Annotated in this window: 13 protein-coding genes; 12 read left to right on the top strand and 1 reads right to left on the bottom strand. The window is 44.9% G+C overall.

From position 1 onward, the window contains the following. Nucleotides 1-69 precede the first annotated feature (69 nt). The 12 genes from OOK74_RS05900 (at nucleotide 70) to rmf (ending at nucleotide 15146) form a co-directional block, all read left to right on the top strand. Nucleotides 70-543 (top strand): GAF domain-containing protein, encoded by a 474-nt coding sequence (locus tag OOK74_RS05900; RefSeq protein WP_274721861.1) that lies wholly within the window; start codon nucleotides 70-72, stop codon nucleotides 541-543. Between the two features lie 100 nt (nucleotides 544-643). After that, the gene (gene proQ, locus OOK74_RS05895; protein ID WP_274721862.1) at nucleotides 644-1267 is read left to right on the top strand and encodes an RNA chaperone ProQ; all 624 of its coding nucleotides are present in this window, start codon (nucleotides 644-646) and stop codon (nucleotides 1265-1267) included. Between the two features lie 17 nt (nucleotides 1268-1284). Next, the gene (gene prc / locus OOK74_RS05890) at nucleotides 1285-3282 is read left to right on the top strand and encodes a carboxy terminal-processing peptidase (RefSeq protein WP_274721863.1); all 1998 of its coding nucleotides are present in this window, start codon (nucleotides 1285-1287) and stop codon (nucleotides 3280-3282) included. 346 nt (nucleotides 3283-3628) lie between these two features. After that, nucleotides 3629-6235, top strand: coding sequence for an aminopeptidase N (gene pepN / locus OOK74_RS05885; RefSeq protein ID WP_274721864.1), 2607 nt, complete (start codon nucleotides 3629-3631; stop codon nucleotides 6233-6235). A gap of 46 nt (nucleotides 6236-6281) precedes the next feature. Then, entirely contained in the window at nucleotides 6282-6500 is a 219-nt protein-coding gene (locus OOK74_RS05880; RefSeq protein ID WP_274721865.1) for a DUF2835 domain-containing protein, read from the top strand. 166 nt (nucleotides 6501-6666) lie between these two features. Further along, complete coding sequence (pyrD, locus tag OOK74_RS05875) at nucleotides 6667-7677, top strand: quinone-dependent dihydroorotate dehydrogenase (protein WP_274721866.1); 1011 nt, start codon at nucleotides 6667-6669, stop codon at nucleotides 7675-7677. 154 nt (nucleotides 7678-7831) lie between these two features. After that, the gene (locus tag OOK74_RS05870) at nucleotides 7832-8374 is read left to right on the top strand and encodes a cell division protein ZapC (protein WP_274721867.1); all 543 of its coding nucleotides are present in this window, start codon (nucleotides 7832-7834) and stop codon (nucleotides 8372-8374) included. A gap of 471 nt (nucleotides 8375-8845) precedes the next feature. After that, nucleotides 8846-10981 carry a bifunctional 23S rRNA (guanine(2069)-N(7))-methyltransferase RlmK/23S rRNA (guanine(2445)-N(2))-methyltransferase RlmL gene (gene rlmKL, locus OOK74_RS05865; RefSeq protein ID WP_278183240.1) on the top strand — a complete coding sequence of 712 codons (2136 nt, stop codon included), beginning with the start codon at nucleotides 8846-8848 and terminating at the stop codon, nucleotides 10979-10981. A gap of 7 nt (nucleotides 10982-10988) precedes the next feature. Continuing rightward, nucleotides 10989-11225: a glutaredoxin family protein gene (locus OOK74_RS05860; protein ID WP_278183239.1), complete on the top strand. Its 237-nt coding sequence runs from the start codon at nucleotides 10989-10991 to the stop codon at nucleotides 11223-11225. Beyond that, on the top strand, nucleotides 11203-13122 hold the full coding sequence (locus OOK74_RS05855) for an ABC transporter ATP-binding protein (protein ID WP_274721870.1): 1920 nt from the start codon (nucleotides 11203-11205) through the stop codon (nucleotides 13120-13122). The genes OOK74_RS05860 and OOK74_RS05855 overlap by 23 nt, the downstream gene beginning before the upstream one ends. Nucleotides 13123-13127: 5 nt before the next feature. Next, nucleotides 13128-14807: a DUF3466 family protein gene (locus OOK74_RS05850; protein ID WP_278183238.1), complete on the top strand. Its 1680-nt coding sequence runs from the start codon at nucleotides 13128-13130 to the stop codon at nucleotides 14805-14807. A 165-nt stretch (nucleotides 14808-14972) separates the two neighbouring features. Next, entirely contained in the window at nucleotides 14973-15146 is a 174-nt protein-coding gene (gene rmf / locus OOK74_RS05845) for a ribosome modulation factor (RefSeq protein ID WP_166013010.1), read from the top strand. A 113-nt stretch (nucleotides 15147-15259) separates the two neighbouring features. Here rmf and fabA read toward each other — a convergent pair whose 3' ends face one another. Continuing rightward, nucleotides 15260-15778 (bottom strand): bifunctional 3-hydroxydecanoyl-ACP dehydratase/trans-2-decenoyl-ACP isomerase, encoded by a 519-nt coding sequence (gene fabA / locus OOK74_RS05840; protein ID WP_166013011.1) that lies wholly within the window; start codon nucleotides 15776-15778, stop codon nucleotides 15260-15262. Between the last annotated feature and the right edge of the window lie 13 nt (nucleotides 15779-15791).

The following is a 15791-nucleotide window of genomic DNA, read 5'->3' as shown; positions in this document are numbered from 1 at the left end:
CCTATTTAATTTGTGCGCATTGTACGTAGTTCAAGATATGAAGTCTTTCTTTTTTAAATGGAAATTATTATGAACTTACCGAAGTACCAACGTCTAACTCAGCAAGCGATCGCCTTACTCGAAGGTGAGAGCGATCTGATCGCTAATCTTGCTAATCTCAGCGCCTTACTCAATATGGAGCTGACTGAACTCAATTGGGTCGGTTTTTATTTGATGCAAGATCAAGAGTTGGTTCTTGGTCCATTTCAAGGTAAACCAGCCTGTGTGCGGATCCCGATTGGGCGAGGCGTGTGCGGGACTGCCGTGGCCGAAAATAAAGTTCAATGCGTACATGATGTTCACCAATTTGTCGGACATATTGCTTGCGATGCCGCCAGCAATTCAGAAATCGTTATCCCATTCTCAATTAATGGAAAAGTTGCAGGGGTATTGGATATCGATAGTCCAAACATAGGCCGTTTTAGTGAAATTGACCAACAAGGCCTGACCTATTTGATGAAGGAAGTGGAAAAGCTGCTCAATTCACAGGCTAATAAAGCATAATTTGCCCTTTGCCTGTGGTTTTTCCGTTGCAGGTCTTTATAATACCGCACATATTTGAACATCAATGTTTGGCGGGCAGCCGCAATAACCAGGAATCCCCATGGAAAACACTGAAAAGTTAAAAAACAGCAAAGAAGTTATCGCGTATATTGCTGAATGTTTCCCTAACTGCTTTACTTTAGAAGGTGAAGCAAAACCTCTGAAAATTGGTATTTTTCAGGATCTTGCTGATCGCTTAAATGAAGACACTAAAGTCAGCAAAACACAGCTTCGTGCCGCATTAAGACAGTACACCTCTTCTTGGCGTTATTTACATGGTGTAAAACCTGGTGCAACTCGGGTTGACTTGGATGGTAACCCTTGTGGTGAACTGGAAGAGCAACACGTAGAACATGCACAAACCACGTTAGCTGAAAGTAAAGCTCGTGTAGATGCACGTCGTAAAGAGCAAGCTAAAAAAGTGCGTGAAGAAGCGAAAGCAAACAAGCCTGCGGTGAAAAAACCACAAGCGCGTCGTCCACAACATGCACCAAAAGTAGAGAAAAAGCCCGTAGAAACGCGCACTTTGACCGCAACAGAGCTCAACGTCGGTAAATCTGTTAACGTGAATATGGGTAAAGGCAACATGGCAGCGACCATCGTTGAAATCAATAAGGAAGATGTGCGTGTTCAACTTGCCAACGGCCTACAAATGGTTGTGAAAGCGGAGCACTTGCGCGCATAAGGGAGATACTCCTTCGCATGAAATGCCGTTCAAAAATATCTCTGATTGCTGCTAGCCTTTGGCTAGCAGCCTTTTCAGTCCAGGCTCTGGAAGCCAAGCAAAAACCCGAAGATTTACCTGTTCTTGCCCCAGAAACGCAGCACGAAACCGCTGCCAAAAGGGTCACTTCACGTTTTACCCGCTCTCACTACAAACAATTCAATCTCGATGATCAATTTTCTCAAGCGATGTTTGAAAGCTATCTTGAGATGTTGGATTACAGTCGTAATATTTTTACCCAAGCCGATATCGACTCCTTTAAAGAGTGGTCTTTGCAATTAGATGATCAGCTTAAAGCGGGCAACAATCAGATTGCTTACGATTTGTATAATTTATCGATGGAAAAACGTTTTGCACGTTTCCAGTACGCGCTGTCGTTACTCGATCACGAAATGACCTTCGAAACCGATGAATCAATCGAATTGGATCGTGCTAAAGCCCCATGGCCAAAGGATATTCAACAAGTTAATCAGTTGTGGCAACAACGGGTTAAATATGATGCGCTGAATTTGAAATTGGCAGGTAAAGAGTGGCCAGAAATCAAAGATACGCTTGAGAAGCGCTATAACAATGCTATCAAACGTCTCACCCAAACCAAGAGTGAAGATGTATTTCAACTTTACATGAATGCCTTTGCTCGCGAAGTCGATCCACATACCAGTTATTTGTCACCGCGTAACGCAGAGCAGTTCCAATCAGAAATGAATCTCTCGTTGGAAGGGATCGGTGCGGTATTACAGATGACCGATGATTACACCATCATTCGCTCTTTGGTGGCGGGTGGCCCAGCTGCGCTCAGTAAACAACTCGGCGATGGCGACCGAATTATTGGCGTTGGTCAAGAAGGGGCAGAGATTGTCGATGTGATTGGTTGGCGTCTTGATGATGTGGTGCAACTGATTAAAGGTCCGAAAGGCAGCAAAGTGAAGCTGTTGATCTTACCGGAAGGTAAAGATGCCAAAAGTCACGTTGTCACGATTGTCCGTGACAAAATTCGCTTAGAAGATCGTGCGGTAAAATCAAAAGTCATCAAGAAAGCCGGGAAAAAAATTGGTGTTCTCGAAGTGCCTAGCTTCTACGTTGGCTTAGCGCAAGATACCGATAAATTACTCACTGAATTGAAAGCACAAAAAGTCGACGCGATTATTGTTGATCTACGCAACAATGGTGGTGGTGCTTTGACGGAAGCGACCGCGCTTTCTGGGCTATTTATTACCAGTGGTCCCGTGGTCCAGGTGCGTGATAGTTACGGCCGAGTGAATGTTAATTCCGATACAGATGGCAAGATCAGTTATAGTGGCCCGATGACGGTTTTGATTAACCGTTACAGTGCATCCGCTTCTGAAATTTTTGCCGCGGCGATGCAAGATTATGGTCGGGCAATTATTTTAGGCGAAAACTCGTTTGGTAAAGGTACCGTACAGCAGCATCGTTCACTCAATCATATCTATGATATGTTCGATCAAGAGTTAGGCTATGTACAGTACACTATTCAGAAATTCTATCGCATCGATGGTGGCAGCACTCAAAATAAAGGGGTAGTGCCTGATATTGTGTACCCAACGTCGATTGATCCTGCACAAACTGGAGAAAGTGTCGAAGCTAACGCATTACCATGGGACAGCATTGATCAGGCTAAGTATGGACGTTTGAATGATTTCAATGCGTTGATTGCCAAGCTCGATATCAAACATCAGCAACGAGTGGCTAAAGATCTGGAATTTGCGTTTATCACGCAAGATATTGCCAAATATCGCGCAGAAAAAGACGATAATTTATTGTCTTTAAATGAAAAAACGCGCAAAGCGCAGAGTGCTAAATTTGATGAAGAGCGTTTAGCTCGCATCAATCAGCGCCAAAAAGCGCAAGGCAAACCCGCTTATGCCAATTTGCAAGACGTCCCTAAAGACTATGAAGCGCCTGACGCGTATTTAGATGAATCGGTCAACATTATGCTGGATATGCTTGCCCGCTAATTGATCATCAACTAATTACTGGTGGCTCAAAAAGTCAAACATCAATTCAAACGGACCTAAGGGTCCGTTTCTTTCTCTCGTTTCATGCCGCAATCGTCATATTCTTCGTATTCATGGGGCCGTATTTACCGGTAATCTTGACCCACCATAGTACGCGGCGTTAGCAAACCTCCTTCAATCCATTTCAACACCGGTGGTTTACCGCTAACGCGCAGTTTTTTTAGCGCTAACTCTTGTTATTCAGTGAGTGCGGCCTAAGATGTTGGTTAATTAGTGCTTTTCGCGCTCAAGCGACTTAACGCTGCTCGATTTTATCAAGCACATCACGTCAATAAGGATTAGGACAATGGCTCACACACCTCAAGCCAAATATCGCCTCGATTATCAGCCGCCATCACACGCAATTACTGATCTCGATCTCGTGTTTGATCTGTTCGATAATGCGACGCAAGTGACTGCCGTATCGCAAGTGATACAACAGCAAGAGAGTAACCAGTTAACATTAGATGGTGAAGGATTGCAGCTCAAACAACTGCAAGTTAATGGTCAAGATTGGCAAGATTACACGGTTAGCTCAACCCATTTAGAGCTTACGGGTCTACCACGTGAATTTACGTTAACCATTGTCACGCAGATCGATCCTCAGGCCAATAGCGCACTAGAAGGGTTATATAAATCTGGTGGGGCGTTCTGTACCCAATGTGAGGCGGAAGGATTTCGGCGCATCACTTATTATCTTGATCGCCCTGATGTATTGGCCCGCTATACCACCACGATCATTGCGGATAAAGCGCAAAATCCGTATCTGCTCAGTAACGGTAACAAGATTGCCCAAGGTGAACTCGATTCAGGTCGCCACTGGGTGAAATGGCAAGATCCACATCCTAAACCAGCGTATTTGTTCGCCCTGGTGGCAGGAGATTTTGATGTGCTGCGTGATCACTATCTGACCCGTTCCGGTCGTCAGGTAGCATTAGAGATTTTTGTCGATAAAGGCAATTTAGATCGTGCGACCCATGCTATGAACTCGTTAATTAACTCGATGCGCTGGGATGAGCAACGCTTCGGTTTAGAGTACGATCTTGATATTTACATGATTGTCGCCGTCGATTTCTTCAATATGGGCGCGATGGAAAACAAAGGGCTGAATATTTTCAATTCTAAATTCGTATTGGCTAATGAAAAAACCGCTACCGATACCGACTACCTCGGAATTGAAGCCGTGATCGGCCACGAGTATTTCCATAACTGGACCGGAAACCGTGTCACTTGTCGCGATTGGTTCCAACTGAGCTTAAAAGAGGGCTTAACGGTCTTTCGGGATCAGGAGTTTTCTTCTGATCTTGGCTCGCGAGCGGTTAACCGAATTGGTAATGTACGAATTATTCGCGGTCCGCAGTTTGCGGAAGATGCAAGCCCGATGTCACATCCAATCCGTCCTGATCAAGTCATTGAAATGAATAACTTCTATACCCTGACCGTGTACGAAAAGGGCAGTGAAGTGATCCGCATGTTGCATACTCTGCTCGGTGAAAGTCAATTCCAACGTGGTATGCAACTTTATTTAACACGTCATGATGGTACTGCGGCAACTTGTGAAGATTTCGTGGCCGCGATGGAACAAGCTTCAGGGATCGATTTACAACAATTTCGTCTGTGGTATAGCCAATCGGGCACCCCAACCCTGAAAATAAGTAGCGTTTATGATGCGAGCCAACATAGCTATGAACTGAACGTTGAGCAGCACACGGAGCCAACCCACGATCAACAACAAAAGCAGCCACTGCATATCCCATTGGATATAGAACTTTATACCGCCAGTGGGGCCGTCATTCCGCTACAGTGTAACGAAAAGCCGATTGGCAACGTGTTGAATGTGACTGAGGCCAAACAAACTTTCCGCTTCGAAAAGGTGGCCGAACAGCCGATCCCATCACTGCTGCGTGAATTTTCTGCACCAGTCAAACTTGAGTACGCTTATCAAGATCAAGAGTTGATGTTGTTGATGGAGCATGCAAGTAATCAATTTGCTCAATGGGATGCCGGACAAATGCTGCTTGGCAAATACATTCGGAGCAATGTCGAGCGTGTTCAGCAAGGCCAACCCGTTGTGTTGGCGGAGGCGGTGATTGATGCCTTGCGCGGGGTATTGCTCAGTGACCATTTGGAGCCTGAGTTTGTGGCAGAAATGCTTGTGCTTCCAAGTCATAACGAAGTGTCTGGTTGGTATAAACAAGTTGATGTTGATGCGATTGCCCAAGTGCTCAACGCGATCAAAACCATCTTGGCTACTGAGTTAGAAGACGAACTTAGCGCGACTTATCACACCTTGAAGCAAGCCGATTATTCGATTGATCATGCGGCGATCGGCCAGCGTGCATTACGTAATTGCTGCTTGAGTTACCTTGCGTACACAGCACAAGGCGAGCATTTGGTGCAGCAGCAATACGCTCAAGCCAATAATATGACCGATACGATTGCCGCAATGACGGCCGCTAACCAAGCGCAGCTATCTTGCCGTGAACGGTTGATGCAAGACTACAGCCAGCAATGGCAACACGATGGTCTGGTCATGGATAAATGGTTTGCCCTGCAAGGTAGCAACCCAGCTGCGCAAGCGCTAATGGTGATTGAGCAAGCCATGCAACATCCAGCATTTAGCTTAAAAAATCCTAACCGCACGCGCAGTTTAATCGGCACATTTTTAAATGCGAATCCGGTTAATTTCCACGCGAAAACCGGTGAGGGTTATCGTTTTGCTGGGCAAATTTTGCGTGAATTGAACAGCAGCAATCCACAAGTCGCATCACGCTTAATTGATCCATTACTGAAATTCCGTTTGTACGATGAGCAGCGCCAAGCCTTGATCAAGCAAGAGTTACAACAGTTAAAAGAGATGGACAATTTAGCCCGCGATCTGTTTGAAAAGATCAGTAAAGCCCTGGCAGAGTAAATCATAAAAGGTTAACCAGGTGGCCTGCGAGCCACCTGATAAATATATGAATCATTATTTTTTCTCGCTCAATATCTCTTATCACAGCTTTGTGACGCACTACGCTGGCGCGGCCAGTGGTGTGATGGTGACCACCGATCAGGGGTTACGACTGCAACTCCCCGCGACTCGTTTGCGACCATTTTTAAGCCAAAGCGGTATCAAGGGACGGTTTCGATTAACCACCGATCAGCAGCATCGCTTTGTTAGGTTAGAAGTGATGTAGCTGGATTATTGCGCAAACGATTAGTTTGCTCCGCTAGCACTTAACCAGCCGGAGTTGATTTTGCGCAACTTAAACCGTGTTGCGGCACAATAAGCATTGAATTGACTGAAGAATACGTCAATAATAGCGCCCCGTTTATACGGGGCTTTTTTCTTTCGGAGGCATTATGCTTTACCGCTTAGCCAGAGCTGGCTTTTTTCAATTGGATGCTGAAAAAGCACACGATTTGGCCATCTCTAATTTCAAACGTTTTACCGGCACGCCGCTTGATGTTTTCTACCGGCAACAACTTCCTCATCGTCCAGTGCAATGCATGGGGCTCACTTTTAAAAATCCAGTCGGTTTAGCGGCAGGGCTTGATAAAAATGGCGAATGTATTGAAGCATTTGGCGCGATGGGATTTGGCTTTGTTGAAGTAGGGACCGTGACCCCAAGACCACAAGCGGGCAATGACAAACCACGTTTGTTTCGTTTAGTGCATGCCGAAGGCATCATTAACCGTATGGGCTTCAATAACCAAGGTGTTGATCAATTGGTTGAGAATGTCAAACGCGCCCAATACGACGGGATCATTGGGATCAACATCGGTAAAAATAAAGACACTCCGATCGAAAAAGGGGTCGAAGATTATTTGATCTGTATGGATAAAGTTTATCCTTACGCTGGTTACATTGCGGTCAATATTTCTTCGCCAAATACACCAGGGTTGCGTTCTCTACAATATGGGCAAGCTCTGGATGAATTACTGGCTGCATTAAAAACTCGTCAAGCAGAATTAGCCGCTAAACATGACAAATATGTTCCGCTGGCTTTAAAAATTGCACCCGATCTGAGTGATGATGAGATCAAACAAATCTGCCAGTCGCTGCTGAACAATAAAATTGATGGTGTGATTGCCACCAACACAACCCTAGATCGTTCACTGGTCGAAGGTATGCGCTTTGCCAATGAAAGTGGCGGCTTAAGCGGACGCCCATTACAAGCACGGAGTAGCGAAGTGATCAAATGCTTGTACCAAGAGTTGGGTGAGGCAATCCCGATCATCGGGGTCGGCGGCATCGATAGTTATGTCTCAGCCAAAGAAAAACTGATGGCGGGAGCAAAACTGGTTCAAGTATACAGTGGATTTATTTATCAAGGACCGGCTTTGGTCGCGGATATCGTCAAAAATCTGTAGTGCTTGAAATTTAACAGGCTGAATGACTAAGGAAATGCGTAACGCATTTCCTCTTTTTTTTTCTGAGTCTACTCATAGAATTACCCATACTCGTAAGGCAAGGGTAATTTAAGCGTTTTACCTAGCCCCCAAATATTTTGTTGAGAGTGGAACAATGCTTAAACCAAGTGACAAATGGAGTTGGTACTATTCAGATCGCGAAGGCTATCTGATGCTCAATCTTGGTGCTGATATGCTGTTTCGCACAAATTTAAGCCGTAACCTGCTGGTTGATTGTGCGTTTATCGAAAACCATTTCACGGTCGATGACGCCTCAGATTTTCAACTGTATAAAGAGCAAATCGTCAACCTACCTCTCAGTGAACCGCGCCAAGCTGAGCTTGCGCTGTACTGTATTGCCGCGAAACGCTTTCACAAACCAGTGCAGCCCAAAAGCTGGTTTTTCGAATCGCAAGGGGCAGGTTACACCCCAGAACAAGGTTCGCTGATCCACTTAGGCAATGCTTTTAATGATGGGGTATTTATTGCATTAGAAGTAGGGGAGCACGCCACGCTTTGCGCTTATGCTGATTTAGTCCCTTTTACTTTAACCGACAATAAAGCCTTAGAGTTTGGTCAAGTGATTAAAGTGATGCATGACCGAATGTCTGCAGCGAATACCGTTTGTTTTACTCAGCAGATGGCCATGGTTAGCTAGTTACAGTTTTAATTTTCGTTCCTTTTCTATTGGATTCTTTCATTTCTTATCGGCGTAAGCCGATTTTTTTTTGCCTGCGATTTATTCAATCGACACAGCCACATAACAAAACAATGTGAGCTCGGTACAATTTTCAAACACTACTCGCATAGCTAACTAGCACTTAATTAGAACATTCGATGGCGAATTGGTCGCGAATAATTCCCTGTTTGAGGCTATTTGTCGCTTAATTACAAGCGCAAATCACAACTGGTATATACCAAAATAGATATGCATAATTAGTCAATTTGATTGGTAAATGCTTATTTGATAGGCAACAGAGTAGAAGTGTGCGCACACTGACCAAATGTTCAGTGCGACAAGGTGATCACCAGCAAAGCGAGATTTTTTGATCGGTTGATGAGTTAGCTTTAGGTATGGTTCAGATTGTCAGTTATAATCCGAGGTCATTTTTATCAGCAAAAGAACACTATGAATCAATATCTAGCGGTGACGTCGAACGGCCTTGAAAATCTATTAGTTGAAGAGTTAAGCCAACTGGGGATCTGTGATGCCAAACCGGTTCAGGCCGGGGTTAAATTTAAAGCAACTAACGAGCAGATTTATCGTTGCTGCCTTTGGAGCCGTCTCGCATCAAGATTTGTTCGTATTGTCGCTGAGTTCAAATGTCAAAATGACTTAGACCTTTATTTATCAACCACATCAGTAAACTGGGTTAACCATTTCCACAGTTCAAAAAAATTAGTGGTGGATTTTAATGGGACGAACCGCGAGATCCGTAACAGCCAGTATGGCGCGATGAAAGTGAAAGATGCGATCGTCGATTGCTTCACTAAGAAAAACCTGCCACGACCATCGATCAGTAAGGATCTTGCGGATCTTCATATTCATGTGCGTTTACACAAAGAAAATGCGCTGCTTGGGATTGATATGGTCGGCTCGGGTCTGCACGCTCGTGGCTATCGAACCGAAGCTGGTAAAGCTCCCTTGCGCGAAACTTTAGCTGCCGCAGTTATTTTGCGTAGTGGTTGGGATGCCAGCAAGCCATTGCTGGATCCAATGTGTGGTTCTGGCACGTTACTGATTGAAGCAGCGATGATGGCTGCCAATATTGCCCCTGGATTACAACGTAACAAATGGGGGTTTGAATCATTAGAAGATTTCGACCCAGAACTATGGGCAAGCGTAAAATCTGAAGCGAGAGTGCAGGGTAAACGCGGCGTCAAAAAAATCGAGACCCATTTTTATGGCGTAGACAATGATAGTCGAGTATTACAAACCGCAAAAGATAATGCGCGTCGTGCCGGTGTCGCCGATTTGATCACCTTTACACTTGGCGATGCGGCGAAAGTGCAACGTCCAGCTAATTTTGCACAAGGGATTGTGATTTGTAACCCGCCATATGGCGAGCGGTTAGGCACTCATCCAGGTTTGATTGCGTTATACACCGCATTTGGTGCTCAGCTCAAAGCGGAATTTTCCGGTTGCCAAGCTTCTATTTTCTCTAGCTCTGATGAGTTACTCAGTTGTTTACGCATGCGTGCGGATAAACAATTTAAACTGAATAACGGTGCGTTACCTTGTCATCAAAAAAACTACATTATCGCGGTACGTGATAATGCAACAACAGCGACTAGTGGAGAAGCTAGCCCTCAACAAGCCGCCATTGCGCCTGATTTTGCTAATCGATTAAAGAAAAACTTTAACAAAATTGGCAAATGGGCCAAGCGTGAAGGTTTAGACTGCTTCCGTTTATACGATGCCGATCTGCCGGAATACAACGTTGCAATTGATGTTTATCAAGATCATCTGATGATCCAAGAGTACGCAGCCCCCAAAGATATTCCGGAAGAGAAAGCCAAACGTCGCCTGACCGATATTATTCGCGCCGCGATTCAAGTGTTGGATGTGGATGCCAACAATGTGGTGCTGAAAGTTCGTGAACGACAAAAAGGCAGCGCGCAATACCAAAAATTGGCACAACAGGCACAAACCATGCAAATTCATGAGTATGGCGTGCAGTTGATCGTCAACTTATATGATTACCTGGACACAGGCTTATTCCTTGACCACAAAATTACGCGCCGCCGTTTAGGGCAAATGGCCGCCGGTAAAGATTTCCTTAACTTGTTTGCCTATACAGGATCGGCCACGGTGCATGCCGCATGCGGCGGTGCTAAATCGACAACGACGGTCGATATGTCGAAAACCTACCTTGAGTGGGCAAAAGAAAATATGCAGTTAAATGGGCAAGTGGGTCGTCAACATCAATATGTGCAAGCCGACTGTCTGCAATGGCTAGCCAATGCTCAAGGCCAGTACGATCTGATTTTTATTGATCCACCTACGTTTTCAAATTCAAAACGTATGGAGCAAACTTTTGATGTTCAGCGTGACCATGTCACTTTAATGACTAACCTCAAACGACTGCTACGTGCAGAAGGTACGATTGTATTTTCTAATAACAAACGCCATTTTAAGATGGATATCGAAGCACTCAACGGATTAGGGCTTAATGCGCAAAATATCTCACAGCAGACTCTACCGATGGACTTTGAACGCAATAAACAGATCCATAACTGCTGGTTGATTACCCATCAAAGCTAAGCAGCGCATGATCACCTTATACAGTACGCAAGGATGCCATCTGTGTGAGATGGCTCAAGGGTTATTAGATAAAGTAGGACTGCAAGCGACCCAGGTTGATATCGCCTTGGATGAGCAACTGTTTTCTCGTTACGCGGTCACCATTCCTGTGGTGGCCTACCAAACTAACGAATTGTACTGGCCTTTTGACTTACAAGAATTAATAGAGTGGTTACACAACAATGGCATTAATTACCATCCATAATAGCCAGCTGGCTTTTGGTGATCATCCATTACTGGATAGAGCGGATTTTGCGTTACAAGAAAATGAAAGAGTGTGTCTGGTTGGCCGCAATGGTGCTGGCAAATCAACTCTGATGAAGGTGCTGGCTGGTGAAATTGTACTGGATGATGGCAAAGTACAAGTGATGCAAGATGTGGTGGTTTCGCGTTTAGAGCAAGATCCGCCGCGCAACCAAGCGGGCACTGTGTTTGATTATGTCTCGGCAGGCCTACAAGGCGTCGGTGAGCAGCTCAAGATCTATCAAGATCAATTAGATCGGGTTGCCAGCGATCCGAGCGAAGCCAACATTAACCAACTGGCCCATATTCAAGAGCAGCTTGAAGTGGCCGGCGCTTGGCGCTTTGAAGACCGGATTAAAAATGTACTGGGTTCGTTGAAATTAGATGGCCATACTCAGCTTAGCGATCTCTCTGGTGGCTGGCAGCGTAAAGCCGCATTAGCCCGGGCTTTGGCATGCGATCCCGATGTGTTACTGCTCGATGAGCCAACCAACCATCTTGATGTAACGACCATTGAATGGTTGGAAGGATTTCTCAAAGATTTCCGTGGTTCGATCATTTTTATCTCACACGACCGTGCTTTTATCAAATCGATGGCGACTCGCATCGTCGATTTGGATCGTGGCCAACTGAGCTCATTTCCTGGCAATTATGAAAATTATCTGCTGGAAAAAGAGGAGATGCTGCGGGTTGAAGAGCTGCAAAATGCAGAGTTTGATAAAAAGCTCGCCCAAGAAGAAGTGTGGATCCGCCAAGGGATCAAAGCACGCCGAACCCGTAATGAAGGGCGAGTGCGGGCACTGAAACGCTTACGTCAAGAGCGCACTGAACGACGTGAAGTGCAGGGTAAAGTCAATTTGCAAATTGATGATACTAATCGCTCAGGCAAAATTGTTTTTGAAGCACAAAACTTACACTATTCGATTGGTGGCAAAACCATTGTTGATGATTTCAGCTTTAATATTATGCGTGGCGATCGGATTGCATTAATCGGAGCCAATGGTTGTGGTAAAAGTACCTTACTCAAGCTGTTGCTTGGTGACTTAGAGGCCGATAGTGGCAAGCTGCATTGCGGCACTAAGCTTGAAGTGGCTTATTTTGATCAATACCGTGAGCTACTCGATCCAGAAAAAACCGTCATCGACAATCTAGCCGACGGTAAACAAGAAGTGATGGTCGGCGGGCGTCTACGTCATGCATTAAGTTATCTACAAGATTTCTTGTTTTCCCCTAAACGCGCCAGAACCCCCGTCAAAGCACTGTCCGGTGGAGAGAAAAACCGCTTGCTGCTTGCGCGTATTTTGCTCAAATCGAACAATTTATTAGTACTTGATGAACCAACTAACGATTTAGACATCGAAACCTTGGAACTTTTGGAAGAATTGCTTGCCAATTATCAAGGTACTTTGCTGCTGGTCAGCCACGACCGTGAATTTGTTGATAATACCGTCACCTCAAGCTGGATTTTTGAAGGTGAGGGGAAGATTGAAGAATTTGTTGGCGGCTATCATGATGCTCAACAACAGCGTGCCCAAGTTTTACAAGCCCGATCTGCCGAAAATATCGTCAAAAAAGAAAAAGTGGTTGAGGAGTCTCCCAAATCCGCAGCCCCGAAAACTAAGCCGAAGAAGTTATCTTATAAACTGCTACGCGAACTCGAAACTCTTCCACAAAAATTGGAAGAGCTAGAAAATGAGATCGCCGCATTACAAGATATCGTCAATCGCCCAGACTTTTTCAGTCAGCCTGTCGATAAAACACAGCCGATTTTAGACAAGTTAACTGCAACAGAGCAGGAACTCGAGATTGCTTTTGAGCGTTGGGAAGAGCTTGAAGCGATGCAACAGGAAAGTGAATAGAAAACATGAGTCGTATTACTTTTAAACGTTCGATTTTAGCCAGTGCGGTACTGCTCGCCACTCAAACCCATGCCGCACTTTATAACGTGATTGAGGTCACGCCAGATACTGGCCTAAATTATGGCAGTGCATGGGGCGTGGCAATTCAACCAAGCAATTCTTCTGATAGTTGTTTTGTTACAGCTTGCAATGATTCGGATTTTGCCTTAGCTGGCGAAACCCGGATTGAAAAAGCCAGTGCCGGTAAAGCAGTGGATGGTTTAAGTTACCGTGATGAGGTCGCCTTCGGGATTGATAACGCCTTTATATACATTAAAGAGTGGGATGATTTTGAAAGTTACTGCTATAACCAGCTTGGTTATGCAATCTGTGAAACTTGGGTCGCTCCATATTGGAATCGCTGGGCGGATGAAATCAATGGTCGACAACTCACTAATTCCATTGCATTCGTAGGCACAGGAACCAGCGCAGCATCGGTTGATGAAACCAAGAATATTGTAATCAATAGCTTAACTGGCGCAACCATCGCTGATGTTGTTGGAATTAGTGTTGAAACCGGAAATGTGACAGCGTATCGTCGTGATTCTATCAATGCACATTTACCTGCTAATATTAGTGCCCCTAATCTAGATGGTGCGCTTTACACCCGTGCTTGGAAAACCGATGGCACATATACAGTCGGTAGCGTGTCTCGTACGGCGAACAATGATGAAGGGAATTTTTTCACTTCTCAAGCCGCCATTTGGAAAAATGATGACGGAATTCCAGTTGAGCTATCGTGGGGAGAAAATGTAGGAGCTAAACATAATAATCGTTTATCACAAGGCAGTATGCGCGATTTGATTAGCGATGGAACTCAAATTTATGCGGTTGGCTATAACACCTACGATAACGATCATAGCTATATGCAAGCCTCTATTTTTCAGCTTGATGCTAATCTAGGCAGCTCAAAAACTACCGTAGTATCAGGGACGACGGCGGAAATTGGTGATGACTATGTGCACAGCAACTCTGTAGTAACCGATGTAAATAAAAATCTGCTGGCATTAGGGGAAGCCAAACGTGCCGGTAGTCGACCAGAAAATGGGGCGGCGGCTAATCGCTTATTTGTGGTGAATGATGTTTCGGCAGCCACTCCGACAGCAACCTTCTTAACCGGGGGTATTTTCTTTACCGGTGCCGGTGGTAAAGCCGGGGCGATTAACAATTACAATGAAATTGTCGGCCAAATTGATGCCGAAAATACCCGTGAAACCGATGGTAAGCCACGCCGTAAACGCGGCTTCATTTACCCACATAGTGCCAATGGTAGTGATCAGAGTCGTATGGCTATTTTTTCTAATAAGGCTTGGTGGTTAGATGATTTAACCAATGATGGTTCGGTTACTGGTATTAATAACCAATTTCGAATTATCGATGCCGCCGATATTAATGATGCTGGCGTGATTGCGGCCACTGCACTCAAATGTGAGGGTGGCTACGATACCACAGCGCACAATGCATTGTGTGGTGGTGGAGATCGTGATGAAACCGTGGTGGCAGTGAAGTTGATCCCAATTTCGAATGTAACTAGTTCAGACATCCAACAACGGATCACTGAACAACAAGTCTCTGAACGTAAAGGGGCTGGCTTAGGTTTCGGATTGTTATTGGTACTAGGATGGTTAGGTTTACGTAGAAAATAGCCATTTTTGTCAGGAAGGGCACAAGCTCACAGATTTGGGTTTGTGCCTTTTTTATTACTTGAGAAACACCAAAAAGTGATCGATGCTCAAAGATGTGGTCATAAAAACGCCATGCAAGTTTAATAGTAGTACGTTATACCCAAGTTACCGTATGAGGACTGAACGATGAAGAGACAAAAGCGTGATCGCCTAGAAAGAGCTCAATCACAAGGATACAAAGCGGGTCTCAATGGCCGCTCCCATGATGAATGTCCCTATCTACAGACGGAAGTACGCTCTTATTGGTTAGGTGGTTGGCGTGATGCTAGAAACGATAAGCTTTCTGGTCTCTGCAAATAATTTCCCATACAACACGGCTAATCATCAGGCCGTAATGTACATCAGTAACAACAGCCCGCAATGGGCTGTTTTACATTGGCTTAAAATGTGTTCAATGCGAGAAAATAATGAGCTTAGAATGCAGAGGTATCTTGGAACAAACCGACTTTAAGATCTTTCGCGACATAAATTTCTTTACCATCAACCAGAACTCGACCATCAGCTAAGCCCATCACTAGCTTACGGTTGACCACTCGTTTCATATTGATTTCATAAGTCACTTTTTTAGCAGTAGGTAAAATTTGTCCAGTAAACTTAACTTCACCAACCCCAAGCGCTCGGCCTTTACCTTTACCGCCAACCCAGCCGAGGAAAAAGCCCACTAACTGCCACATCGCATCCAGACCTAAACAGCCAGGCATCACTGGATCACCTGGGAAATGGCAATCAAAAAACCACAAATCCGGCGTAATATCGAGCTCTGCGATAATTAACCCTTTAGCAAACTCACCCTCAGTTTCCGACATTTTGGTAATACGATCCATCATCAGCATATTAGGCGCTGGGAGTTGAGGATAGCCCTCGCCAAATAATTTGCCTTGGCTCGATGCTAAAAGATCTTCTCGATTATACGAATCACGTTTGTTGTGCATTATTGATTACTCC

This window comes from Vibrio misgurnus (assembly GCF_029635775.1).
Lineage (GTDB): Bacteria > Pseudomonadota > Gammaproteobacteria > Enterobacterales > Vibrionaceae > Vibrio > Vibrio chanodichtyis.
The sequence above is the reverse complement of the archived record's forward strand: the minus strand, read 5'-3'. Positions and strand labels throughout refer to the sequence as shown.